The organism is Gallibacterium genomosp. 2 (genome assembly GCF_000771895.1).
Lineage (GTDB): Bacteria > Pseudomonadota > Gammaproteobacteria > Enterobacterales > Pasteurellaceae > Gallibacterium.
This window is the reverse complement of sequence record NZ_JPXY01000022.1, coordinates 23,680-48,508: the sequence shown is the minus strand read 5'-3', so window position 1 is coordinate 48,508 and position 24,829 is coordinate 23,680. Positions and strand designations below refer to the sequence as shown.

Here is a 24,829-nt window from a genome sequence, read left to right as displayed (position 1 = left end):
CTCTATGATTTTTCTGATTATCTATTCAGCTTTTGCTTGTGTCGGCTCCACAGTAGCGTGATCAATAGCAGTATGATAGCCTGCTGCGCCACGACCTCTAAAGCTATAACGTGAACCTTTCCATTCAACAATATTTAATAGCATCATTGGCAACTCATCAGCCTGCGCTAATGTCATCTCTGCCTTAATATGATGTACCGCTGAAAATGTACCTAAACGACCATCAAATCGATAATCAGACAAATAAGGCTTTATCTTATCTTCTTTTTTCTCCTCTGAAACAGCAGATGATTGCTCCATTGCCCCATATCGAACTGCTGCCTGTTCGGCTTGCATCGCTTGATTAATGCTGCTGTTTGGTTTTGATTTTGCTTCCTTACCGTTCGCTTCCATTGTCAACACAGCTTCCAACGGACGAGGGTTGCTTTCTCTACTCTCCACTGCTGAAATTACTGGTACTAAAGTGTCATTTTTATGTTGTTTTTGCTGTTCAAGCATTTCATCAACAGAAACAAAGTTATTATTTTTCTCTTTTTCTATGCGGTTCACAAATGGTAAATGAATTTTTCCACTTGCTAATTCCGGTGAGGCTACCGCCATAAACAATGGCATTGGGGAAACAGTTTCTTGATAATGACGACGTCTGCGACTGTTCATTCGTAAATGACGCGGTAAACGACGGGTACGATTATTTTCACGATGACAGATTTCATTCTCTTCCGCATCCTCTGTATGGGCATTTTCCGCTACCGTTTCACTCTTCTCTTCTAAAAGCTGAGATTGTATTTTTTGCTTATCGTCTTGTATCTGCTCATTTTTTTCTTGTATAACTGTTGTTACGCCACTATTTTCCTTAACAACCTCAGTGACATTGTTTATTTCTATTTTTTCAATAGAAACTTGAGAAACATCCTCCGATTCAACCGTTTTTTCAACACTATTTCCTTCTCTATTAGCATTAAGCTGCGGATTATTTTCAGATAAACGAACTTTCTTACGTAAATCACGGCGTTGACGACGCGAAGCTACCTGCTGTTCTTTACTGCTTTCCTTTGCTTCATCCACTTTCTTCGTGACAGAAACAGATTCATTCAGATCTTCCGCCACCTTGCGGTTAGCCCGTTTTGTGCGCTTAAGATCTTCTTTATTTGCAACATTAGCAGAATCTTTTGCTCGACGCTCTTCATTACGTCTGTCTTTCTGACGATTATTTTCTTTATCACTACGACGATGGCGTTTATTACCAGTACGGCTTCGATTCTGTTTCTCTTTTTCCTCTTGCGTATTATCAGCAAAAAACGCTTTTAATTTTTTCCATATGCGTGCTAATAAAGAATCTTTAATTTCTTCTTTTTTCACTAATGGTGCCGGCTCAGAAATAGTAATCTCCACCGCAGCCACTTCAGCTGCCGGATTAGCTGTCGTACTATTGGAAAGATCAATTGTACGATTGAGCAATGATTCTTCACTATCTGCATCTTCTTGAATATCGTGAAGTTTCGCCAAGTTATAACTTAAAGTGTGATTATCTTCCCCATCACGCAAGCGGAACACCGAGAAATGAGGAGTTTCCATTTGTTCGTGAGGCACTACAACAATTTGAACATTGTGGCGTTTTTCGATATCAGTAATTGCTTTACGTTTTTCGTTTAACAAATAAGTTGCAATTTTTACAGGTACAATTGTATGCACTTGTTTAGTATGTTCTTTTAACGCTTCTTCTTCCAACAAACGTAAAATAGAGAGTGACAACGATTCATTATCACGCACCTTACCTGTACCCTGACAACGAGGACAAATATGATGTGTCGATTCATTAAGCGAAGGACTTAAACGCTGACGAGACATTTCCAATAATCCAAAACGAGAAATACGGCTAATTTGGATTCTGGCACGATCTTGGCGCACTGCCTCACGCATTCTATTTTCCACTTCACGTTGATGACGAGCCGGTGTCATATCAATGAAATCAATAACAATTAAGCCACCTAAATCACGCAAACGCAACTGACGTGCGATCTCATCGGCTGCTTCCAAGTTTGTATTCAATGCTGTTTCTTCAATATCTCCGCCTCGAGTAGAACGGGCAGAATTAATATCAATTGCTGTCAATGCCTCTGTTACATCAATAACAATGGAACCGCCTGAAGGCAATTGTACTTCTCGTTGGAATGCTGATTCAATTTGAGACTCAATCTGGAAATGACTAAATAAAGGCACTTCTCCCTGATAAAGTTTAACGCGATTGATAAAATCAGGACGAACTAATTTAATATGTTCTTTGACTTTATCGAAAACCTTACGGCTATCAATTAAAATTTCACCAATATCACGACGCAAATAATCTCGAATCGCACGCACAATCACATCGCTTTCCTGATGGATCAAGAACGGTGCAGGACGAGATTCCGAAGCCTGTTTAATGGCTTCCCAATGATGAAGCAGCACGTGCAAATCCCATTGCAACTCTTCTGGAGAACGCCCCACTCCAGCAGTACGGACGATAAGCCCGACACCTTCCGGTACTTCTAAAGAACTCAGTGATTCTTTAAGTTCTAAACGCTCATCACCTTCAATACGACGAGAAATACCACCGGCTCGTGGATTATTCGGCATAATCACCAAATAACTACCCGCCAAAGATACAAAAGTCGTTAAAGCTGCGCCTTTATTTCCTCGCTCTTCTTTACTGACTTGAACAATAACTTCCTGCCCTTCCTGCAAAATATCACGAATATTCGGTCTTCCTTGATAAACATAACCTTCCGGAAAATATTCTCGAGCAATTTCTTTGAGAGGAAGGAAACCGTGCCTTTCTGCACCATAATCAACAAATGCAGCTTCTAAACTAGGTTCAACACGAGTAATTCTCCCCTTATAGATATTAGCTTTCTTTTGTTCGTGTCCAGGTGATTCAATATCTAGGTCAAACAGTCGCTGACCATCAACTAAAGCGACACGCAACTCTTCTTTTTGCGTGGCGTTAATTAACATTCTTTTCATCGTTATTTCTCTATTCTTGTTATAGCTTTATCAATACGATGTTATACCAACACTTTATTCTGTCGTTGCAGGTTATGCCAATCTCTCGACTCTCATTATTTGCATAGAATACCAACCGGCAATCATTGGTCTATATCACTTACCGACTGACTTCTGTTGAATTTATTGAATCATGTTCTGTATAACATCAACAATATTGGCGTCTTACGCCTACCGCAGCACCAAAAAATCTGTTTTATTCGACAACTCTTTGCAAATACAACTACAAAAATTCAGTAGCATCTGATTTACAAAAATGCTCTCTATTATTCCATTTTCTCTGACTTTTGGAAAGCTAAAGATAGTGCAATTAACCACAGCTCAACAGAATATTTTCGCAACTTAAAACGCTTAATGATATGATACGCACAAATTTTAAGGTTAGAGTACTTATGAATAAATCCAAAGACAAAGTGGTTAATACCTCTGTACAACTTATTACCATTGAAGCGGGGGAAGAGCTGCAACGCATTGATAATTATCTGCTTACCAAATTAAAAGGCGTACCAAAAAGCTTAATTTATCGTATTATTCGCAAAGGTGAAGTGCGCGTCAATAAAGGCAGAATTAAACCTGAATATAAATTACAGGTCGGCGATGTTGTCCGTATTCCACCGGTACGCATCAGTGAAAAAAGTAATACTGCACCAATTTCAACAAAATTAAATAAAGTAAATACGCTGGAACAACAAATTTTATTTGAAGATGATCAACTATTAATTATCAATAAACCTTCGGGTATTGCTGTACACGGTGGTAGCGGTCTAAGTTTCGGTGTTATTGAAGCACTTCGTGCTTTGCGTCCTCAAGCCAAATTTTTAGAGTTAGTACACCGTTTAGATCGAGATACTTCTGGTATTTTATTAGTCGCTAAGAAACGCTCCGCTTTGCGCAATTTGCACGAACAACTTCGTGAAAAAACAATACAAAAAGATTATTTAGCATTAGTACGTGGCGAATGGCAATCGCATTGTAAAGTTGTCAAAGCACCTTTATTAAAAAATGAATTATCCAGTGGTGAGCGGATAGTAAAAGTAAGTGATCAAGGAAAACCTTCGGAAACAAGATTTAAGGTTGAAGAACGTTTTAAAATCGCAACCTTAGTAAAAGCCTCACCTGTTACCGGCAGAACTCATCAAATTCGTGTTCATACGCAATATGCTGGGCATCCAATTGCGTTCGACACTAAGTATGGCAGTAAAGAGTTTGATCAACAGTTGGCATCGCTCGGATTGCAACGTCTTTTTCTACACGCCGCAAGTATCCGTTTTACCCACCCAAAAAGTGGTGAACAAATGGTTATTGCTGCACCGTTAGATCAACAGTGCAAACAATTGTTAGCAAAGCTGCGCAGTTAATATTCCGCTTGGGGAATTATTCTAAAGGCAATAATTCCCCATTCAATAATTGAAATCTACTCCCCTCCTGCCAATAAGGTTGCTGTAATTGTTCTACAGTAATAGCTGTAATAATCACCTGAGAATGGCTCTCTTTTAAGCGTTGTGCCAATAAAGCCCGTTTATTCGGATCAAGTTCCGAAGCAAAATCATCAATTAAAAAAATACAGTGTCGTTGCTGCTTCCGCATTAAATGCTCTCCCTGTGCTAATCGCAACGCACACATTAACAATTTTAATTGTCCTCTTGAAAGGATATCTTCTGCCGGCATTCCATTCGCCTTAAATTTAAAATCAGCACGTTGTGGACCGGACATCGTATAACCGAGGCTTCTATCGCGTTGGAAATTTTCAATTAAAATATCAGCATAATCACTCTCTTTATTCCAGCCTTGATAAAAATGAACATCTATTTCCACTTCTGGCAAAAATAATCGACAAGTCTGTGTGATTTCCTTCTTCAGTTCGTCTGCATAATGTTGTCGCCAGTCACTAATTTGTTGTGCTAGTTGACATAATGACTGATCCCAAATTTTTAACAATGCATAATCCTCCGTTTGTTGCAATGCTGCATTACGTTGCTTTAACAAACGATTCATCGCTGACCATTGATAATGAAATTGAGGTTCAAGATGAAATAAGCCCCAATCAAGAAAAGCACGTCGATAACTCGGCCCACCATTAATCAACGTTAACCCTTCCGGTGTAATAAGCTGCATTGGTAATAAATGGGCAAGTTCGGAAATCTTATGACCATCTTTACCATTAATCCGAATAATATTTTCACCTTGCCGTGTTTTCTGTAAACCCAATGTCCACGCTTGTTGCTGTTGTTCTACTTTAGCAAATAGAGTAAATTCAGGTTGATCGTATTGAATAATACGATTCACTACCGAGCTTTTAAACGAACGCCCATGTCCAAGAAAATAGATAGCTTCCAACAGGCTGGTTTTACCGCTGCCGTTATGCCCAATCAAAAAATTAAAGCCTGAATTTAAGGCTAAATTCACGGCTTTAATATTTCTAAAATGTTGAATATTGAGTTGAGATAAAGCCATAACTATAAACGCATCGGCATAATCACATATTCGGCATTACTCTGTTCACAATCTTCAATTAAGCAACTTGAAGTTGCATCGGTTAAACGCATTCTTACTGACTGGCATTTCAACGCATTCAACACATCCAAAATATAGCTAACATTAAAACCGACTTCCATTGGTTCGCCTTGATAATTCACATCAATAACTTCTTCAGCTTCTTCCTGATCTGGATTCTGCGCTAAAATTTTTAGCTGATTAGCTTCAATAATCAAACGCACTCCACGAAAACGTTCATTAGATAAAATAGCTGCACGAACACACGCCTGTTTTAATGAATTCCAATCCACTTCCAAAATTCGATCCGCATTTTTCGGCAAGACACGGCGATAATCAGGAAAACGTCCGTCAATCAATTTTGAGGTAAAAATCACATTATTGAGGTGTACTTGGATATTACTTTGCCCCATTCGGATATAAGCATTCTCACTATTACTATCAAGCAAACGCATCAATTCAATTACACCTTTACGCGGTACAATAATCGCATAATCAGGAACACCCTGTTGCAATTGGATACCACAAACTGCTAATCGATGTCCATCAGTTGCCACTGTTCTTAATACATTATTTTCAGTTTCAAACTTCATTCCATTTAAAAAATAACGAGCATCCTGATTTGCCATTGAGAATTGAGTGGCTTCCATCACACGGCGTAATACAGATTGCTCAATATTTAATTCAACATCAAAATCTAATTGTGTTAAATTTGGATAACTCTCCGCTGGCAATGTTGCCAAGTTAAATTTACTGCGTTCAGCCGTAACCAAAACACGATCATTTTCGTAATTCACAGTAATTTGAGCATCCTCATTTAAGGAACGACAAATATCCAAAAATTTACGTGCAGGAATGGTAAATGTTCCGTTTTCACTGGATGACACTAATTGCACAAAAGTGGAAAGCTCAACCTCAAGATCAGAACCAGTTAAGGTTAAACGATCACCGTCTATCTGAACTAAAATATTATTTAACACAGGTAAAGATGGACGATTATTCAACACTCCACACACCTGCTGTAAAGGTTTTAATAAATTTTCTCTTGCGACAATAAATTGCATAATGCCCACCTTTAAGTTGATAACGTTCTAATAAGATTTGAATAATCTTCACTGATATTATTGTCTGAATCACGCAATTCAGCAATTTTCCGACAAGCGTGTAATACAGTAGTATGATCACGATCACCAAAAGCACGACCGATTTCAGGCAAACTATGATTTGTTAACTCTTTTGACAATGCCATTGCCATTTGGCGAGGACGAACTACTGATCGTGCTTTACTTTTCGATTTTAAATCAGCCACTTTAATGCGATAACGTTCTGCCACAACACGTTGAATATTATCTAATGTTACAGAACGATCGTGTACTGCCAGCATATCTTTCAACGTTTCACGTACAAAATCAATAGTAATGGGCTGACCAGTAAAATTTGCATTGGCACTGACACGATTTAAAGCACCTTCCAATTCACGCACATTAGTACGTAATTTCTGACCAATAAAAAAAGCGACCTCTTCAGGTAAAACAATATTGCTCTCTTCCGCTTTTTTCAACAAAATTGCCACCCTTGTTTCTAATTCAGGTGGTTCGATTGCAACACTTAATCCCCAATTAAAGCGAGATTTTAAACGTTCCTCTATTTTATCAATCTCTTTAGGATAACGATCAGATGTCAAAATGATCTGTCGTCCCCCTTCAAATAGACTGTTGAAAGTATGGAAAAACTCCTCCTGTGATCCTTCTTTACCAGCAAAAAATTGAATATCATCAATCAATAATGCATCTAAAGAACGATAAAACTTCTTAAATTTTTCAATAGTTTCCGACTTTAATGCTTTTACTAATTCTTGAACAAAACGTTCAGAATGAATATAAACCACTCTTGCATTCGGTTTATTCTTCAAAATACCGTTACCAATAGCGTGCAATAAGTGTGTTTTACCTAAGCCCGTTCCACCATAAAGAAATAGCGGATTATAGCCTTCATCACCTATCTTTTCTGCAACTTTTTGCGCAACTACTCTTGCCAGTTGATTAGATTTACCTTGCACAAAATTATGAAATTCATATTTAGGATTAAGGTTGGTTTTAAATTTATGCGTTGGCTGTATTTGCTCCGTATTCGTTTCAGTAACAGTAATAGACATCTCTTCTGCTACCTGAGTCGCTTCCCTGACCGGACGCGTTCCCTCTCGAACACGCACAACAAATTGCGGATTTTCCGTTAAAAAACGAACAATTTCCTCTATTTGAGATACATATTTATCCTGAACCCAATCACGAACAAATCGATTCGGAGCATATAAAATCATTGTAGTATCTGAAATATCCGCCTGTAGTGGACGTAACCAAGTACTAAAATCTATCTCGGAAGTCTTATCTTGCAATTGTAATAGGCAACTTTGCCATAAAGAAGAAAATCTATGCTGTTCCATAGGTCTGGTCTATTGATGGTTATCTATTCTATATGAATTCATTTAAAATCGATGTGTATCATACAATAAACTCAAGTTAAGATCTTCACTAAAGATCAATTTTTAGTTTTATTTCTAATGTCATTCAAATCTCTAATCATAGAATTACCCGTTGAGGCAAATGAAAAACTACTTTTTTACCTTTAATATTTGACGAACAGCAAAATTATGATTAGAATTGCGACCTCTTTTTATTGTAACTTTTTGTTTTAATAAAATGGTGCTGTTTAGATTTGCAGTAACAGGTTCACATTTTGAATATTAAAACTTTATTTATTAGGTAGATAAGAAAATGAAACGTACTTTCCAACCTTCTGTATTAAAACGTAGCCGCACCCATGGTTTCCGTGCTCGTATGGCAACTAAAAAAGGTCGCCAAGTTTTAGCTCGTCGTCGTGCTAAAGGTCGTGCGCGTTTAAGTGCATAATCTAATTATCGAGTGTCTAAGCTAGGTTTTTCAAGGGAGTTACGTTTACTAACTCCCTCTCAATTTAATTTTGTTTTCCAACAACCTTTCAGAGCTTCTTTGCCTGAAATCTCCATTATCGCTCGTCCCAATAGTTTGCAACATCCTCGATTAGGTTTAACTGTTGCCAAAAAATATGCAAAACGCGCCAATCAACGTAATCGTATTAAAAGGATTTGTCGTGAAAGCTTTCGTTTACAACAGCATTTATTACCTAATTATGATTTTATTATCATTGCAAGAAAAGGCATTAGTGACATAGATAATATGTTGTTATTCAAAATGTTAGATAAATTATGGCAACGACATCTACGCTTTTCAAAAAAATCTTCATCGGCATAATCCGCTTTTATCAGATTGCAATTAGCCCTTTAATTGGTCCGCGTTGTCGCTTCACCCCGACTTGTTCTCAGTATGGGATTGAAGCAATTCAAACACACGGAGTGATAAAAGGGGGTTGGCTTACACTGAAGCGTATATTAAAATGTCATCCTTTTGGTTCATCAGGCTATGATCCTGTACCGCCACATATTGATAATCATAAACCACAGAGAAAAAAATAATGGATTCAAGACGTAGTTTACTCGTAATTGCTTTGCTCTTTATCTCATTTTTGATTTACCAACAATGGGAAATAGACAACAATCCTCAACCGGCGCAGACTGCAACCCAAACTCAAGTTGATAAGAGTGAAGTGCCGACCACGGTCAGTACAGCAGCCAACACCACCATTGATAACAATCAACAGCAAGGTAAAATCATCACCTTACAAAGTGATGTCTTGCGTTTAAAAATTGATACCTTAGGCGGTGATATTGTCGAAGCCCAATTATTAAAATATGGTGCTGAATTACACTCTGAAACCCCTTTTGCTTTGCTGGAAAATACAGCAAAACACGTTTATATTGCTCAAAGTGGGCTAATTGGTGCCAATGGTAGCGATACTGTTGCTGGGCGTGCTGATTATCAAGTAGACGGCGATAATTTCACTTTAGCAGAAGGTCAAAATGAACTTAGCATTCCGTTTACATTTACCAAAGATGGTGTTACCTACCGCAAAATTTTTACATTAAACCGAAACAGTTATGATGTAAAAGTGAATTTTGAAGTAACCAATAACAGTGGTTCAACTATTCAAGTCCAACCATATGGTCAGCTTAAACATACTTTAGTAGAAAGTTCTGGAAACATTGCAATGCCGACTTATACCGGTGGTGCATACTCTTCATCAGAAACCAATTACAAAAAGTACTCTTTTGAAGATATGCAAAAAGACAATCTTGCAATTAAAACTAAACAAGGTTGGGCTGCAATTCTTCAGCACTATTTCGTATCCGCGTGGATTCCAAATCAAGATGCCGATAATCAACTATATACTTCAACACAAGGTGATTTCGCTTACATCGGTTATCGCGGTCCAATCACATCCATTGCCAACGGAGCCACTGATACTATTACCAGCCAACTTTGGGTTGGGCCAAAATTACAAAATGAAATGGAAACCGTCGCTCCACACTTGGATTTAACTGTTGACTATGGTTGGGCTTGGTTTATTGCAAAACCACTCTTCTGGTTATTGCAGTTTATTCAAAGCCTTGTTCACAACTGGGGCTTGGCAATTATAGGTGTTACTATTGTTGTAAAAGCCATTCTTTATCCGCTTACTAAAGCTCAATATACTTCAATGGCAAAAATGCGTATGTTACAACCGAAAATTCAAGAAATGCGTGAACGTTTCGGTGATGATCGTCAACGTATGAGCCAAGAAATGATGAAACTTTATAAAGAAGAAAAAGTGAATCCTCTTGGTGGATGTCTACCAATTTTGCTGCAAATGCCAATTTTTATCGCACTATATTGGACATTCTTAGAAGCGGTTGAATTACGACATGCACCATTCTTTGGTTGGATTCAGGATTTATCAGCACAAGATCCATATTACATTTTGCCATTGTTAATGGGAGCATCAATGTTCTTATTACAAAAAATGTCACCAACTCCTGTTGCCGATCCAATGCAACAAAAAGTAATGATGTTTATGCCTGTGATGTTCACTTTCTTCTTCCTATGGTTCCCTTCAGGCTTAGTGCTTTATTGGTTGGTGTCTAACATCATTACCATTATTCAACAGCAACTAATTTATCGGGGCTTAGAGAAAAAAGGATTACACTCTCGTCATAAATAAATTTCCAAAATAACAGAAAGGCATCTTAATTAAGATGCCTTAAATTTATATAGAAACAAGAGAAAAATATGATAGAAAAAGAAACGATTGTCGCTCAAGCAACCCCTCCTGGTCGAGGAGGAGTAGGCATTTTGCGGGTTTCCGGCCCACTTTCTGAACAAGTTGCCAAAGAGGTGTTGGGAAAAACATTAAAACCTCGCTTTGCTAACTATCTTCCTTTTAAAGACATTGACGGCTCTGTACTTGATCAAGGCATTGCCCTCTTTTTCAAAGCACCCAATTCCTTTACCGGAGAAGATGTTTTGGAATTGCAAGGTCACGGCGGGCAGGTTATTTTGGATCTGCTCTTAAAACGCATTCTACAGATTAAAGGTGTTCGTTTAGCCAGACCAGGAGAGTTTTCAGAACAGGCTTTTTTAAACGATAAAATTGATTTAACTCAGGCTGAAGCAATTGCTGATTTGATTGATGCTAGTTCGGAGCAGGCAGCACGTTCAGCTTTAAAATCACTACAAGGCGAATTTTCCACCAAAGTTCACCAATTAGTAGACGAATTGATCTATCTACGAACCTATGTTGAAGCAGCAATTGATTTTCCGGATGAAGAAATTGATTTTCTTGCCGATGGCAAAATCGAAGCACATTTAAATCAAATTATAGCCAAAGTGGCAGAAGTTCAATCTCAAGCAAAACAAGGTTCTTTACTTAGAGAAGGGATGAAAGTGGTGATTGCCGGTCGTCCGAATGCTGGCAAATCAAGCCTGTTGAATGCATTCGCTGGTCGTGATGCTGCCATTGTTACTGATATTGCCGGTACAACTCGTGATGTATTGCGGGAACATATTCACTTGGATGGGATGCCGTTACATATTATTGATACCGCCGGTTTGCGTACAGCTACGGATGAAGTGGAGCGTATTGGAATAGAACGTGCTTGGCAAGAAATTGATCAAGCCGATCGTGTATTATTTATGCTCGACAGCACGACAACGGATGAAACGCTGCCGGAAAAAATTTGGCCGGAGTTTATGTCCAGATTGCCACCATCAATCCCTGTTACGATTATTCGTAATAAAGCAGATATTAGCGGCGAAGCAGAAGGCATTCGCACTGAAAATGGTTATACCACCATTACCCTTTCAGCTAAAACGCAGCAAGGTATTCAATTATTGAAAGCGCATCTCAAAGAGAGTATCGGCTATCAAACCGTTACCGAAGGAGGCTTTTTAGCTCGCCGTCGCCATTTGGAAGCATTAGAACAAGCGGCACAACATTTGCAGCAAGGGCATATCCAATTAACTCAATTCTATGCCGGTGAACTGTTGGCAGAAGAATTGAAAATGGCACAGAACGCACTCAGCGAGATCACCGGACAATTCACGTCTGATGATTTACTTGGTAATATCTTCAGCTCTTTCTGTATCGGAAAATAAAATGCGTGCTAAGCACGCATTTTTAGCATCAATTATAACTTTCACTCAACTTGCCATTTTCTGCTATCTCTTCATCTCGATCCTTAGCAGAAATTTGCAGACGAGCAAAATAGTCCTGTGTTTCGGCTATAATCACTTTGCGCAAGCCAATCAATGCAATTAAATTAGGAATTGCCATTAATCCATTAACAATATCAGCCAAACTCCAAATAATATCCAATTTAATAAATGCGCCGCACGCAATCAGTAAAATAAAGCAGCTACGGAAAATTTTAATACCCCTAATGCCGATTAAATAAACAAAACAACGTTCACCATAATAACACCAGCCAAGCATCGTGGTAAAAGCGAAGAACAATAAACCGATTGTCACAATAGTTGCACCGATACTGCTTCCTAAACCTTGAGCAAAAGCAAGATTAGTAACCGCTGCCCCTTCTACTCCTGATTGCCAAACACCACTGATAACAATGACTAGACCGGTCATAGTACAAACAATGATAGTATCAAAAAAAGTTCCTGTCATTGAAATTAATCCTTGGCGTACCGGTTCCTGTGTTTGTGCTGCTGCTGCTACGATCGGCGCACTTCCCAAGCCAGATTCATTAGAGAAAATACCTCTCGCCATTCCTGATTGAATCGCTTTAAGCACAGTAAAACCAACTGCTCCACCTAGTGCCGCTTGAGGGTTAAAAGCGCTTTCAATAATTAATGCTAACGCTTGTGGCACAACACTCCAATTAATTAATAAAATAAATAGCGAAGTACCAACATACAGTACTGCCATAAATGGCACAATAAATGAAGATACTACAGCAATACGGTTAACACCTCCAAGAATAATCATCGCCACCAACAGCGTCATTACAATAGCACTAATCACTGTTGATACACCGAACGTATCCTGCATAGCATGTGTAATAGCATTAACTTGTGGAAATGTCCCGATACCGAAAAAAGCAACCAACACACCAAATACTGCGAATAACTTAGCCAACCATTTTATGCCTAGACCACGTTCTATGTAATACATCGGCCCACCAGCCATAAAACCATTTTTATCTTTCACACGATATTTTACTGCCAACAGACATTCCGCATACTTAGTCGCCATTCCAAAAAAAGCAACAATCCACATCCAAAAAATCGCTCCGGGTCCCCCAGCTTGAATTGCTGTAGCAACACCAACAATATTACCGGTACCGATAGTCGCAGAAAGTGCGGTACACAACGCAGCAAATGCAGAAACATCGCCCTCACCGGAATTACCTTTTTGAAACAAATATCTTAATGCTCGTGGTAATGCTTTAATTTGTAAAAAACCTAAGCGAATACTGAAATAAATACCGGTTCCCGCTAATAAAATGAGTAATGGCGGCCCCCAGATAAAGCTGTCAATTTCAGCTAAAATTTGATTGAAATTCATTGACTTCCTCGTAAATAAAAAAGCTAAATACAAGGAGTAGAAAAGAAAAAAGAAATATCCAGAACTGATATTTGAAAAAAGATTATCTTTCCTGCCCCTGTCCTTTTGCCTGAGCGTTTCAAAAATCTAAGATTTTTTTGCGCCTTCGGCGTCCACTTAACGTGGATCTCTCCAAGGGTTCGTCCAGTAACAGTCCATGCTGTAAAACAGCGCCTGAAAGAGTTTACCTCGTCGGCGTAGAGTTAATTCTCTACTCTCCAGCTACCTTCATCCGAACTTGATGTTTATTACTAAGAATAAAAACGTTACGAATTTTAGCAAGTTATACTTCCTTGCTCAAGTGATGATCTCCTTACTACAATAATTTCACTAAGCGATTTAAATCTGCCTGAATCGCACCGGCAGTCATTTTTACGCCAGCACTTGGACCGTGAATCACCAATGGATTATCACGATACCAAAGACTACGAATTAAGAATAAATTCTCTCCCGGCAAAGCACGCGCAATCGGATCATCAGCATTACACACCTCTAAACCAATTTTTGACTGTCCATTCGCTAAAAAGCGAACCACATAACGTAATACCCCACGCTCTTCCTCAGCATCGTGATAACGCTCATAAATTAGCGGCTCAAGCTCATCCAATTTTTCAAAAAAGTCAGATAATGGCAAATCAATCATATCTTCCGTAATCAAAGATTCCACCTTAATCTCGGAACGATCTAAATCATAACCTGCGGTACGTGCCACAATTAATAGCTTACGCAACGCATCCAATCCTCTTAAATCTTCTCGCGGATCACGTTCTGTCATTCCTTGTTGCCACGCTTGCTCTAATAGCATTGAAAACGGTACAGAACCATCATATTGGTAAAATAACCACGCTAATGTACTGGAAAATGTCCCCTCAATCGACAAAATCGTGTCGCCGCTCTCTACCAAGTCGTGTACGATTGGATTAATAGGTAAACCACCACCTACTGTAGCGTTATACAACCAATAACTTCCAGATTGCAAAAAAGCGTTCTCTATTTGATGATATTTATCTAAATCAAAAGCAGCCGCACGTTTATTGGCACTAATCACGTGAAAACCATATTTTGCATAGTCTTCATAATGTGCCGCCACCTCATCGCTATTGGTAAAATCCAACACTACCAATTCATCAAACGGATGTAGACTCAACCATTGCAATAATTCCTCTGGCACCAATTCTCGACCATATTCTTCAAACTGTTGATCCCAATTATTTTCACTTAAATGTGCCAAAATACCTTGGTAATCTAACCACGCTTTTTGACTTGAAACCAAACCGATTAAAGAAAAATCAAAATGACTACGTGCCGCGATCTTCTCCTGCTCCTGTTTAAACAGGCTGATCCAGGTTTTTGAAACCTCTCCTTTACCTAATACCACTAAGCCAACCGTTTTATGCGCACGAAATAGATCATCGTGAACGTTGCGTAATAATTCTCGACTCACGGCTTGACGCAAAATCGCCACTACGCTGATTTTATCTTCAGATTGCCATACAAATTCTAGCGGCTGTGTTTTTAGCATTTGTGAAAAGCGTAACATTTGTAAAGAATTTTGGCATACTCCAGCCCCCACAATAGCCAACAAAGCCAAATCATAGCGAATAGAAATGGAATCAGTAATTAATGGCAATTTTTTAAACTGCATAAATGCCGTATCAATATACTCGTTGGTATAGATCAAACGCAGTGTACGTGATTGCTCAATAAATTGCTCTACCAACGGTTCCAACTGATGCTCCTGTAACCACGATTGCAAACGTTGTTTCCAACTATCTAACACTTGATTTTGCGGAATCACCAATTCGATCCAACCGATATGGTTATGAGATGTCACAATTTTACCTTGCGCTGAAGAAGAATAAATATGTTCAATACGACTCGTACCTTCATTGGGTTTCAAACTGCTGCGTAACTGCAATTTTAATTGAAACTCTTTAACAGGTTCTAGTGTGCGACTATGCAGCACAGGCGCGCCAAGACGTGCCAATTCATTTGCCTCATCCCAACGTAATAGTGGCAATAATGTAGCATTTTTTACGTGACGAGGATCCGCAGAATAAACTCCAGCTACATCACTCCAGATAGTAACATTCTCAATACCAGCTAACCCTGCTATTTGGGTTGCAGAATAATCGGAGCCGTTTCTTCCCAATAATACGGTTTCGCCTTTTGTATTTCGGCTGATAAAACCAGTAACAATCAAACGTTTATTGGGATTAGCATCTAAAATAGGTTGTAATCGACGCTGGCTTTGTGCAACCTGTACCTTAGGTAAAACGGTTCGCTCCGCCACCATAAAATCACGGGCATCAACAAAAATGGAAGGAATAGCTTGTTGATTCAGATAAGCGCTAACCAGCCGTGCCGACCAAATCTCTCCGTGTCCGACCACTTCGGAATAAATCGCTTCACTGAATGGTTTATCTAACAATGCGGAAAACTGATGAATATCATCAATGAAGGCTTGAGCAACCGGCTCCGGCTGTATAAGTAATGCATTAACCATTGACAGATACTGATGGCGAAGATTCTGCAAAATACGGTTAGCTCCCACTGTATCTTTATGTGAAGCTTCCACCCATTCAATCAATAAATTTGTGGTTTTACCAATTGCAGATACCACAATAACATCATTCTCTTTACTGTAATTCTGAATAATCGAAGCAACGCCTTTGATACATTCAACATTTGCTAAACTACTACCGCCAAATTTATGTAATTGATGACGAACAACCTGCTGCATCATAAACCTCCGCCTATATCAATACAAAGACGCGATATTTTAGCACGAATATATATAATCAAATAAAGAAATCTAGATGTCTTTAAGGCTAGATTGTCATTAGAATAAATTTTGATTAAAATACCACAACTTGTGTGGATTTGAAGGAAATAACTATGGCTGATTGGGATGGGAAATATATTAGTCCCTATGCGGAACACGGCAAAAAAAGTGAACAGGTAAAAAAAATTACTGTATCAATTCCAATTAAAGTATTAGAAATACTCACTAACGAGCGCACTCGTCGCCAAATTCGCAATTTACGTCACGCAACCAATAGTGAATTGCTCTGTGAGGCATTCTTACACGCTTTTACCGGTCAACCTTTACCGACCGATGAAGATTTGTTAAAAGAACGTCACGATGAGATTCCGGAAGAGGCTAAAGTATTAATGCGACAAAAAGGTATAGATCCAGACACTTGGGAATATTAATTTATCTATCCTTCATATTACTTTTTATCTAAACCAAAGGATAAGCCTTTTTTTCAGCTTATCCTCCCTCTTACTCTCTTACTAATATTGATATATATCAAATTTTATTCAGTCATTGTTCGCTAAAATGTTGCCACGAATATTATTAGGAATATTTCTTATTTAGATTAAAATAGGCTATTCCATTTTAGAAGTAAGGAAATCATTATGTCAGTATGTCCTCTTCATCAATTACCCAAACACCAAGAAGCCTACATTAAAGATATTATCGCCAATCCGGCATTCGGATCCCAAGATAATTCCGTTAGCCGGCGTTTAGCAGATCTCGGTTTTTCCTCCCATCGTCCGGTTACCATTATTGCTAAAGGATTATTAGGTCGTGGGCCTTATGTCGTTCGTTTGGATCATCACTCTCAATTTTCATTACGTAAAGCAGAAGCAGAAAAGATTCTCTGCTATTTAAAATAACTCTATGAATAATCAACTTAAATTTGCCCTAATCGGGCCACCCAATTGTGGTAAAACCGTACTATTTAATGCTTTAACTGGATCGAATGCTAGAATTGCCAACTATCCCGGAGTAACGGTTGATCGCCGTGAAGGAACTTTACTCGGACACACTAATATCACTATTCTCGATCTACCGGGAACTTACAGCTTACATACAACAAGCCCAGACGAGGAAGTTTCTCGTAATGTTTTACTAGGTCATCTTGGCGACATTCCGGATGCTATTATTGCCGTTGCTGATGCTACCAATCTGCGAATGACTCTGCGAATGGCTCTAGAATTAAAAGCACTTGGTTTGCCAATGGTGATCTCAATTAATCTGTTTGACATTGCTAATGCACGCGGACTGCAAATTGATACCAATAAAATGTCGGAGTTACTAGGTGTACCTGTCATAGGAACAGTTGCAGTGAGTAAAAAAGGGCAACAGAAAATTAAACAAGCCGTGGAACAACTTGCCGGACAAGTATCAACACATCAAAAAACATCTCAACAATTGGAGCAGATTACAAATCAACTCGATAGTGAACAACTTTTCCAACAAGTTGATCATATTCTTGAACAAAGTGTACACAATATCAATTTTTTGCCGCGTTGGCACCAAAGGCTAGATCATATTTTCTTACATCCCATTTGGGGCATACTTACTCTAATTATCGTGATGTTACTAATGTTCCAAGCTGTTTACGCTTGGGCTGCTCCATTTATGGATGGTATTGAAACCGGTTTTAGTCTTTTGTCTGAATGGCTAGCATCTGTTCTACCAGACGGTATTCTTAAGGATCTATTGATTGATGGTATTGTTGCCGGTGTAAGTAGTGTTCTAGTTTTCTTACCACAAATTGCGATTTTATTTGCATTGTTACTTATCCTGGAAGATTCCGGATATTTGCCTAGGGCTGCTTATTTACTAGATAGCTTCTTAGCGAAAAGTGGTTTATCTGGGCGCTCCTTTATCCCTTTACTCTCCGGTTTTGCTTGTGCCGTACCGGCAATTATGTCAGCACGCACCATTACCGACCCAAGAGAGCGTTTAGTTACTATAGCAATCGCACCTCTATTAACTTGTTCTGCAAGATTGCCAGTATATACTTTAATCATTGCAGCAGTTATTCCAGATCAACAAGTCTGGGGAATTTTTAATCTACAAGGTTTAACATTATTCGCACTATATACTATTGGAGTGCTTTCTGCCGGCTTTATTGCTTTCATTCTAAAATTATTCGCTAAACATAAAGGTAAAATTCAGCAATTTCCATTATTGATGGAGTTGCCTACTTATCGTATGCCTAATTTTAGACACATTGTCATCACTTTATGGGAACGTGTCAGCGCATTTTTAAAACGTGCCGGAACGATTATCTTCGCATTAAGTATCATTTTATGGGTGCTTGTTAGCTTTCCTGCTGCGCCTGAAAATGCCGTTTCACCACCAATCGATTACAGTTTTGCTGGTGCGTTGGGGCATCTAATTGAGCCAATTTTCCGCCCATTAGGCTTTACTTGGGAAATGTGTATTGCAATGGTACCCGGCATTGCCGCTAGAGAAGTGGTAGTTGCTGCGTTAGGGACAGTCTATGCCGTCAGTTCAACCAATGAAGAAGCCGCTCAACAAATGCTTATTCCATTGATACGCGATAGCTGGGGTTTGGCTACTGCATTCTCTTTCCTTGCTTGGTACGTTTATGCCCCAATGTGTATGGCAACGCTTGCCGTTATTAAGCGCGAAACCAAATCAGCTAAGCAGACTTTACTAATTACGTGCTATTTAACCGCATTAGCTTATCTATTTGCTTATATCGTTTATCATATCGCACGAGGAGCAGGATTATGATTCAATATTTAATTGTTATAGCTTTATTTATCGGCGCTGTCGGCTACCTTATCGCAAACTTACGCAAAAAACGACAAAGCGGATGTGGAGATTGCTGCCGTTGCGGATCTGCTTCTAAAACACAAAAATCTTGTCATTAAGCATTGTATAGGAGTTGAAAACCTTCAACTCCTATCTTCCTTTTTACACTTCAATTTAAGAAAAAATTACATTAATTACTTCAAAAGAATTAATTTTCTTTTTTCGAGAATTATTTATCAAAATATTGTTCAATAAGCACACACAAATATGACATTTCTCACATTTTTATTAATTTTTTATTAAATTTTTGAGAAAGAGATCAACTTTTTAAAAAAATCTACTTTACTAAATTTTAGCATTTACATAGTCTTATCTGTGCATTCACATATATCATTCATACACAAGAAGAGGATCAAACTTATGAAATTCAAACAAAATATGTTCAAAATACTCGCTACTGTTACTGCATTAGGATCACTATTATCATTCAATGCTTTGGCTGCTGATCCTATTGTGATCAAGTTTTCTCACGTGGTAGCGGAAGATACACCTAAAGGTCAAGGTGCATTAATGTTTAAAAAATTGGCTGAAGAAAAATTCCCAGGCAAAGTGGTCGTTGAAGTTTACCCTAACTCATCTCTTTACGGTGACGGCAAAGAAATGGAAGCATTATTATTAAATAATGTACAAATGCTTGCGCCATCTTTGGCTAAATTCGATAAATATACGCCAAAAATCCAATTATTCGATCTACCGTTCCTATTTGACGATATTGAAGCCGTTCAACGTTTTGAAAAAAGCGAAGCCGGTAAAAGCCTGCTTAACAGTATGAAAGATAAAGGCATCACCGGTATCGGCTACTGGAATAATGACTTAAAACAACTTTCCGCCAACAAAAAATTGGTACTGCCGAAAGATGCACGCGGATTAAAATTCCGTGTACAAAATTCCGAAGTACTTGATGCTCAGTTTAAACAATTAAAAGCTGTTCCTCGTAAAATGGCTTTCGGTGAAATGTATCAAGGGTTACAAACCGGCGTAGTAAACGGTGCAGAAAACCCATACTCAAATATCTATTCACAGAAGATCAACGAAGTACAAAAATACATTACTGAGTCCAACCACGGTTTACTTTCTTATATGGTTATCGTAAACACCAAATTCTGGGAAGGTTTGCCTGAAGATATCCGTAAAGGTTTGATGGAAGTAATGGATGTTGTCAGTGATAATGTCAATAAAAAATCTCACGAATTCAACCTTGCTGATAAACAACGCATTCTTGATGCCAAAACAACAGAAATTACTACTTTAACTCCTGAACAAAGAAAAGAATGGCGTGAAGCTATGCGTCCTGTTTGGAAAAAATTTGAAGATGCTATCGGTGCTGATTTAATTAAAGCTGCCGAAGAGTCTAACAACAAATAATTTTCAAATCTCAAAGTGCGATAGGCTGACTATCGCACTCTCATCGCTCAAGTCGGTTAAGGAGCAATTATGCAACACTTTAATTATCTCTGGGGAAAACTCGAAGAATTTATGATCGGTTTTTCTCTAGCGTTAATGACATTAGTAACTTTTGTCTATGTAATGTTCAATAATCTTTATAATCCTTTCTACGATTTAGCCGATGCTTATCCGAGCCTTGAATTTATTTTCGAGCCTATCGCTACTTTTTGTATGACAGTAGCACAAGAAATGACTTGGAGTGTCGCACTGACTAAATTATTTTTTGCAATGCTCATCTTTTTCGGTGCATCTTATGGTGTTCGTACTGCCGGACATATTGGTATTGACGCATTAGTGAAAAAATTTAGTACTCCAGTGCAACGCTATATCAGTATCTTTGCCTGTCTTACTTGTCTTATTTATTCAGGGATTATTTTTATTGCGAGTTATGATTGGGTTCAAGCTTTATTCATTGCTAAAGTCGGTGCAGAAGACCTACAGCAATTTGGCATCAAACTTTGGCATCTCGGTCTGATTATTCCTATCGGTTATATTATGATTTTCGCCCGTTTTGTTGAGATATTTATCCGTTTATTACAAGGAAAACAAAATGATCTTGGCTTGGCTGATGAAGCAAAAGATGCAGTAAAACTACAAGAATCTGAAGCACATAAGGAGTAATTTATGACTATTGTTTTCTTATTTGCCTGTTTATTCTTTTTAATGTTTATTGGAGTGCCCATTTCCGTTGCATTAGGATTATCCGGTTCTCTTGTAATAATTCTCTTCAGCCAGGATTCCATCAGCTCGGTTGCGATTAAACTTTTTGAAACTTCTGAACACTATACTTTATTAGCAATTCCATTCTTCTTGCTTGCCGGTGCATTTATGACCACTGGTGGCGTGGCTCGCCGATTGATCGATTTCGCTAATGCAACCGTTGGACACATACGTGGTGGATTGGCAATTGCATCTGTTCTTTCCTGTATGCTTTTCGCCGCACTTTCCGGCTCAAGTCCTGCAACCGTGGCAGCTGTCGGCTCCATTGCAATTGCAGGAATGGTTCGTTCTGGTTATCCGCAAGCATTCGGAACAGGCATTATCTGTAATGCAGGTACATTGGGTATTCTTATCCCTCCTTCTGTGGTAATGGTGGTTTATGCAGCGGCAACCGAATCATCCGTCGGTCGACTCTTTATGGCTGGCGTTATGCCCGGCTTATTATTAGGTGTTGCCTTAATGATCGGTATTTATGTTATCGCTCGCATTAAAAATTTGCCGGCATTACCGCGTGCCAGTGTGAAAGAGTGGTTCAAAGCGGCTCGCCGTGCATTATGGGGTTTAATCCTGATGGTGATTATTCTCGGCGGTATCTATAGCGGAGCGTTTACGCCAACGGAAGCTGCTGCCGTAGCAGCGGTTTACTCTTTCTTCGTCGCCGTTTTTGTCTATAAAGATATTAAATTGAAAGAGTGTCCGAAAGTCCTATTGGAAGCCGGTAAACTCAGCATTATGCTGATGTTTATTATCGCTAACGCAATGCTCTTCGCTCACGTCCTAACAACCGAACAGATTCCGCAGCAATTAACCGCCTTAGTGGTAGAAATGGATTTGCACGCTTGGCAGTTCCTCATTATCGTCAATATTATCCTGTTGATTGCCGGTGCATTTATGGAACCTTCCGCTATCATTCTGATTTTAGTACCTATTCTGTTTCCTATCGCTACTCAATTGGGTATTGATCCGATTCATCTTGGGGTCATTATGGTAGTAAATATGGAAATCGGTATGATTACACCGCCTGTCGGACTTAACTTATTCGTAGCATCTGCTATCACTGGCTTAACTCTACCACAAGTCATCAGAGCAGCACTACCTTGGTTAATGCTAATGCTAGCATTCTTGATCGCCATTACTTACATTCCTGCAATCTCCTTGGCTTTACCGAACTGGATTGCAATGAATTAAAACTGACACTGAAAAACAGGGCTAAACATAAATTTAGCCTTGTTTTTATTCTTAAAATTTAAAAATCATTTTAGGAGAAGAACAAAAAAGAAACCCAGCATTAATACTGGGTTTCAGCTTAATTAAATATCACTATTTTCTTTTCGCATCATACTCTTTTAAAATAGCGTACATTTCATCTTTCAAACGAAGTTTAATTTTTTTCAAGTTTTCTATCTCTTCCGGCGTACCGAATTCAATTTTCTCCAACATATTATGAATCTTATGATCCAATTCATTATGTTCTTCGAATAAACGAGCAAAATGTTTATCTTCATTTTTTAACACACTGATCAAATCACGATATTCTGGAAACATAACTATTCTCCTCTATATTATTATTACACATTGTTAATATAGCTTTTTTCCATTTCTTCTGCTGTGAACAACGTCACATTTTGCTTATTTTCTGTTTAACTTTTTGCAACAAAGCATCACAACAGCGATCTAGCAAATGGTAAGTTTCATTAAAATTGTGTGTGTACCAAGGATCAGGAATATGATCTTTTTCTAAATCTGGGCATAGCTGAGTAATTTTAAAAATTTGTTGTGGGTGTTTGCCGAAAAAACACTCCAAATCCTCTAAATTGCTGTCATCCATCGCAATAATATAATCAAAATTTGCCAAATCCTGTTTTCTGATTTGACGGCTACAAAAACCGTTACTGTCTATTTTGTGTAGCTCCAACATATCCGCTGTACCACAATGCATTCCCTCACCACTATGCCAACCGGCAGTACCAGCACTATCTACATTAACCAACTCAGACAAATCTGCCTGCTGTAATTTATGTTTAAAAATAAATTCCGTCATTGGTGAACGGCAAATGTTACCTAAACAAACAAATAAAACACTAAACGTCTGCATCATTCTGCTCTCTTTTTGGTTAAAAGCACTTATCATAAACAAAGAAAAGGCGGTAAACAATTACCGCCTAATTCGTGATAAAAATAAGTTTTAACTTAACCATCCCATCTGATAAACAATAAATAATAAGGTAAATACGGTGAGATATAATAGACCAATAAGAGAAAGCCACAACAGTCCGCCCTTCACTTTATGTTCGCCTTTTAATACCAATAACAAATTCAAAGTGGAAAACACTGGAGTGGTGACAAATGAAGCTATCATTGCAAATTTAAGCATTGGTCCTAATGCATTATTAAAGAAGAAAATAATCAATGCTCCGGAAATAGATGCCGCAACGAATGCAATATTCAAATAACTGGCTCTTGTGCCTTTCTTCTTCAACAAAATGCGCAAACTTTCGATATTGGAACGAGAGTAACCATCAATAACAGTAAGTGTTGTTCCAAACATACATAGGAAAGCAATCAATGCAATTAATCCCCTAGCCCAATCGCCAATAGTTGTAGCATACATACCAATTAATTGGGCAATATATTTTCCTCCCACCATTTCAACTGGTATGCCTGAACCATATTGAACCAAAGCACCTAATGCCAAAAATACTAAAGCCAATAATGCAGTACCAATATAACCCACATTAAAATCAAAAATACCATCTCGATAAGAAACTTTGGTTATGCGTTTTTTCGCTACCACCCACATTGAATTGATAGCAGAAATTTCAATCGGTGCCGGCATCCATCCCATTAACGCCACAATAAACGCTAATGCACCTAACTGCCACGGGCTTTCACCCACATAACCTGCCGGAGCAACCGCACCACGAGAAGCAGCAATCGCAACCGCTAACACAGTAGCTAAAGTAAGGCAAATCATCACGAACTTGGATAAGCCATCCAAAAGTCGATATTGCCCGAATAAAAGAATCGCAGTACTCACCACTAATACTGTTAAACTTAACGTTGGCACAGGTAATGGTACAACAAAAGATAAAATAACAGCGGACAATAAAGATACAGCGGCCGTGTTAATTACTGTAGAAAAAACATTCAATAAAAAAAAGATGAATAAATAAGCTGTTCCTTTCTCTTTATAGCCTTCAAGCAAGGTCTTATTTGTATCTAGCGTATACTGCACACCAAAACGGAAAAACGGATACTTAAACAGATTTGCTAAAATAATAATTATCGCTAACTGCCAACCATAAATTGCACCCGCTTGTGTTGAAGCAATAAGGTGAGAACCGCCTACCGCAGCAGAAGCCATTAAAATTCCTGGACCTAGTGCAGAAAGACGACTTTTTAATGTAGAGGACTGCTCTTCAGTCGTTATTGATGCTGTCATAAATTAGTCTCTTT

Annotated in this window: 22 protein-coding genes and 1 riboswitch; of the genes, 13 read left to right on the top strand and 9 right to left on the bottom strand. The window is 38.5% G+C overall.

The annotated features are described in order from the left end of the window. Positions 1-21: 21 nt before the first annotated feature. Entirely contained in the window at positions 22-3,003 is a 2,982-nt protein-coding gene (gene rne / locus P375_RS05300) for a ribonuclease E (RefSeq protein WP_039135203.1), read from the bottom strand. A gap of 431 nt (positions 3,004-3,434) precedes the next feature. On the opposite strand from rne, the gene rluC reads away from it, so the two are divergent. Next, entirely contained in the window at positions 3,435-4,400 is a 966-nt protein-coding gene (gene rluC / locus P375_RS05295; RefSeq protein ID WP_039135200.1) for a 23S rRNA pseudouridine(955/2504/2580) synthase RluC, read from the top strand. Positions 4,401-4,416: 16 nt separating this feature from the next. On the opposite strand, the gene recF is transcribed toward rluC, so the two are convergent. From recF to dnaA, 3 genes are read right to left on the bottom strand one after another with little or no spacing between them, the layout of a single operon-like run. After that, positions 4,417-5,496: a DNA replication/repair protein RecF gene (gene recF, locus P375_RS05290; RefSeq protein ID WP_039135197.1), complete on the bottom strand. Its 1,080-nt coding sequence runs from the start codon at positions 5,494-5,496 to the stop codon at positions 4,417-4,419. Between the two features lie 2 nt (positions 5,497-5,498). Beyond that, a complete protein-coding gene (dnaN, locus tag P375_RS05285; protein WP_039135195.1) occupies positions 5,499-6,599 on the bottom strand; it encodes a DNA polymerase III subunit beta in 1,101 nt (366 codons plus the stop codon). Between the two features lie 11 nt (positions 6,600-6,610). Further along, positions 6,611-7,978 (bottom strand): chromosomal replication initiator protein DnaA, encoded by a 1,368-nt coding sequence (gene dnaA / locus P375_RS05280; RefSeq protein WP_039135194.1) that lies wholly within the window; start codon positions 7,976-7,978, stop codon positions 6,611-6,613. Positions 7,979-8,309: 331 nt separating this feature from the next. Here dnaA and rpmH point away from each other — a divergent pair, with 331 nt between their 5' ends. The 5 genes from rpmH (at position 8,310) to mnmE (ending at position 12,101) form a co-directional block, all read left to right on the top strand. Next, positions 8,310-8,444, top strand: coding sequence for a 50S ribosomal protein L34 (rpmH, locus tag P375_RS05275; protein ID WP_013745661.1), 135 nt, complete (start codon positions 8,310-8,312; stop codon positions 8,442-8,444). A 12-nt stretch (positions 8,445-8,456) separates the two neighbouring features. After that, positions 8,457-8,825 carry a ribonuclease P protein component gene (gene rnpA / locus P375_RS05270; RefSeq protein WP_039135191.1) on the top strand — a complete coding sequence of 123 codons (369 nt, stop codon included), beginning with the start codon at positions 8,457-8,459 and terminating at the stop codon, positions 8,823-8,825. Then, positions 8,780-9,046: a membrane protein insertion efficiency factor YidD gene (gene yidD, locus P375_RS12135; protein WP_021461367.1), complete on the top strand. Its 267-nt coding sequence runs from the start codon at positions 8,780-8,782 to the stop codon at positions 9,044-9,046. The genes rnpA and yidD overlap by 46 nt, the downstream gene beginning before the upstream one ends. Continuing rightward, positions 9,046-10,668, top strand: coding sequence for a membrane protein insertase YidC (gene yidC / locus P375_RS05265; protein ID WP_039135188.1), 1,623 nt, complete (start codon positions 9,046-9,048; stop codon positions 10,666-10,668). Before yidD ends, yidC begins: the two co-directional genes overlap by 1 nt. Positions 10,669-10,739: 71 nt before the next feature. Beyond that, entirely contained in the window at positions 10,740-12,101 is a 1,362-nt protein-coding gene (gene mnmE, locus P375_RS05260) for a tRNA uridine-5-carboxymethylaminomethyl(34) synthesis GTPase MnmE (RefSeq protein WP_209434460.1), read from the top strand. A 28-nt stretch (positions 12,102-12,129) separates the two neighbouring features. Here mnmE and P375_RS05255 read toward each other — a convergent pair whose 3' ends face one another. Both P375_RS05255 and metL read right to left on the bottom strand, forming a co-directional pair. Continuing rightward, a complete protein-coding gene (locus tag P375_RS05255) occupies positions 12,130-13,527 on the bottom strand; it encodes an alanine/glycine:cation symporter family protein (RefSeq protein ID WP_039135182.1) in 1,398 nt (465 codons plus the stop codon). An 87-nt stretch (positions 13,528-13,614) separates the two neighbouring features. Then, a riboswitch (glycine riboswitch) is annotated at positions 13,615-13,712 on the bottom strand. A gap of 170 nt (positions 13,713-13,882) precedes the next feature. Next, positions 13,883-16,312 (bottom strand): bifunctional aspartate kinase/homoserine dehydrogenase II, encoded by a 2,430-nt coding sequence (metL, locus tag P375_RS05250; RefSeq protein WP_039135179.1) that lies wholly within the window; start codon positions 16,310-16,312, stop codon positions 13,883-13,885. Positions 16,313-16,464: 152 nt separating this feature from the next. On the opposite strand from metL, the gene metJ reads away from it, so the two are divergent. The 7 genes from metJ (at position 16,465) to P375_RS05220 (ending at position 22,561) form a co-directional block, all read left to right on the top strand. Then, entirely contained in the window at positions 16,465-16,782 is a 318-nt protein-coding gene (metJ, locus tag P375_RS05245; RefSeq protein ID WP_039135177.1) for a met regulon transcriptional regulator MetJ, read from the top strand. 207 nt (positions 16,783-16,989) lie between these two features. Then, complete coding sequence (locus P375_RS05240; RefSeq protein ID WP_039135174.1) at positions 16,990-17,250, top strand: FeoA family protein; 261 nt, start codon at positions 16,990-16,992, stop codon at positions 17,248-17,250. Between the two features lie 4 nt (positions 17,251-17,254). After that, a complete protein-coding gene (feoB, locus tag P375_RS05235) occupies positions 17,255-19,126 on the top strand; it encodes a ferrous iron transport protein B (protein ID WP_039135170.1) in 1,872 nt (623 codons plus the stop codon). Next, positions 19,123-19,266 (top strand): FeoB-associated Cys-rich membrane protein, encoded by a 144-nt coding sequence (locus P375_RS12130; RefSeq protein WP_084598492.1) that lies wholly within the window; start codon positions 19,123-19,125, stop codon positions 19,264-19,266. Before feoB ends, P375_RS12130 begins: the two co-directional genes overlap by 4 nt. A gap of 319 nt (positions 19,267-19,585) precedes the next feature. After that, a complete protein-coding gene (locus P375_RS05230) occupies positions 19,586-20,572 on the top strand; it encodes a TRAP transporter substrate-binding protein (RefSeq protein ID WP_039135253.1) in 987 nt (328 codons plus the stop codon). A gap of 69 nt (positions 20,573-20,641) precedes the next feature. After that, a complete protein-coding gene (locus P375_RS05225; protein WP_039135167.1) occupies positions 20,642-21,274 on the top strand; it encodes a TRAP transporter small permease in 633 nt (210 codons plus the stop codon). Positions 21,275-21,277: 3 nt separating this feature from the next. Continuing rightward, positions 21,278-22,561, top strand: a complete 1,284-nt coding sequence (locus P375_RS05220) for a TRAP transporter large permease (protein ID WP_039135164.1) — start codon at positions 21,278-21,280, stop codon at positions 22,559-22,561. A 132-nt stretch (positions 22,562-22,693) separates the two neighbouring features. Here P375_RS05220 and P375_RS05215 read toward each other — a convergent pair whose 3' ends face one another. From P375_RS05215 to P375_RS05205, 3 genes are all read right to left on the bottom strand, one after another. Next, positions 22,694-22,918, bottom strand: a complete 225-nt coding sequence (locus tag P375_RS05215; RefSeq protein ID WP_039135161.1) for a YdcH family protein — start codon at positions 22,916-22,918, stop codon at positions 22,694-22,696. 73 nt (positions 22,919-22,991) lie between these two features. Continuing rightward, a complete protein-coding gene (locus tag P375_RS05210; RefSeq protein WP_039135251.1) occupies positions 22,992-23,468 on the bottom strand; it encodes a low molecular weight protein-tyrosine-phosphatase in 477 nt (158 codons plus the stop codon). A gap of 90 nt (positions 23,469-23,558) precedes the next feature. Beyond that, positions 23,559-24,815 carry an NRAMP family divalent metal transporter gene (locus tag P375_RS05205; RefSeq protein WP_039135158.1) on the bottom strand — a complete coding sequence of 419 codons (1,257 nt, stop codon included), beginning with the start codon at positions 24,813-24,815 and terminating at the stop codon, positions 23,559-23,561. Between the last annotated feature and the right edge of the window lie 14 nt (positions 24,816-24,829).

Excerpts from the sequence above, each read along its gene's own strand:
- rne (WP_039135203.1), bottom strand. The coding sequence starts at position 3,003 with ATGAAAAGAATGTTAATTAACGCCACGCAAAAAGAAGAGTTGCGTGTC.
- rluC (WP_039135200.1), top strand. The coding sequence starts at position 3,435 with ATGAATAAATCCAAAGACAAAGTGGTTAATACCTCTGTACAACTTATT.
- recF (WP_039135197.1), bottom strand. The coding sequence starts at position 5,496 with ATGGCTTTATCTCAACTCAATATTCAACATTTTAGAAATATTAAAGCC.
- dnaN (WP_039135195.1), bottom strand. The coding sequence starts at position 6,599 with ATGCAATTTATTGTCGCAAGAGAAAATTTATTAAAACCTTTACAGCAG.
- dnaA (WP_039135194.1), bottom strand. The coding sequence starts at position 7,978 with ATGGAACAGCATAGATTTTCTTCTTTATGGCAAAGTTGCCTATTACAA.
- rpmH (WP_013745661.1), top strand. The coding sequence starts at position 8,310 with ATGAAACGTACTTTCCAACCTTCTGTATTAAAACGTAGCCGCACCCAT.
- yidD (WP_021461367.1), top strand. The coding sequence starts at position 8,780 with ATGGCAACGACATCTACGCTTTTCAAAAAAATCTTCATCGGCATAATC.
- yidC (WP_039135188.1), top strand. The coding sequence starts at position 9,046 with ATGGATTCAAGACGTAGTTTACTCGTAATTGCTTTGCTCTTTATCTCA.
- P375_RS05255 (WP_039135182.1), bottom strand. The coding sequence starts at position 13,527 with ATGAATTTCAATCAAATTTTAGCTGAAATTGACAGCTTTATCTGGGGG.
- metL (WP_039135179.1), bottom strand. The coding sequence starts at position 16,312 with ATGATGCAGCAGGTTGTTCGTCATCAATTACATAAATTTGGCGGTAGT.
- metJ (WP_039135177.1), top strand. The coding sequence starts at position 16,465 with ATGGCTGATTGGGATGGGAAATATATTAGTCCCTATGCGGAACACGGC.
- P375_RS05240 (WP_039135174.1), top strand. The coding sequence starts at position 16,990 with ATGTCAGTATGTCCTCTTCATCAATTACCCAAACACCAAGAAGCCTAC.
- feoB (WP_039135170.1), top strand. The coding sequence starts at position 17,255 with ATGAATAATCAACTTAAATTTGCCCTAATCGGGCCACCCAATTGTGGT.
- P375_RS12130 (WP_084598492.1), top strand. The coding sequence starts at position 19,123 with ATGATTCAATATTTAATTGTTATAGCTTTATTTATCGGCGCTGTCGGC.
- P375_RS05230 (WP_039135253.1), top strand. The coding sequence starts at position 19,586 with ATGTTCAAAATACTCGCTACTGTTACTGCATTAGGATCACTATTATCA.
- P375_RS05225 (WP_039135167.1), top strand. The coding sequence starts at position 20,642 with ATGCAACACTTTAATTATCTCTGGGGAAAACTCGAAGAATTTATGATC.
- P375_RS05220 (WP_039135164.1), top strand. The coding sequence starts at position 21,278 with ATGACTATTGTTTTCTTATTTGCCTGTTTATTCTTTTTAATGTTTATT.
- P375_RS05215 (WP_039135161.1), bottom strand. The coding sequence starts at position 22,918 with ATGTTTCCAGAATATCGTGATTTGATCAGTGTGTTAAAAAATGAAGAT.
- P375_RS05210 (WP_039135251.1), bottom strand. The coding sequence starts at position 23,468 with ATGCAGACGTTTAGTGTTTTATTTGTTTGTTTAGGTAACATTTGCCGT.
- P375_RS05205 (WP_039135158.1), bottom strand. The coding sequence starts at position 24,815 with ATGACAGCATCAATAACGACTGAAGAGCAGTCCTCTACATTAAAAAGT.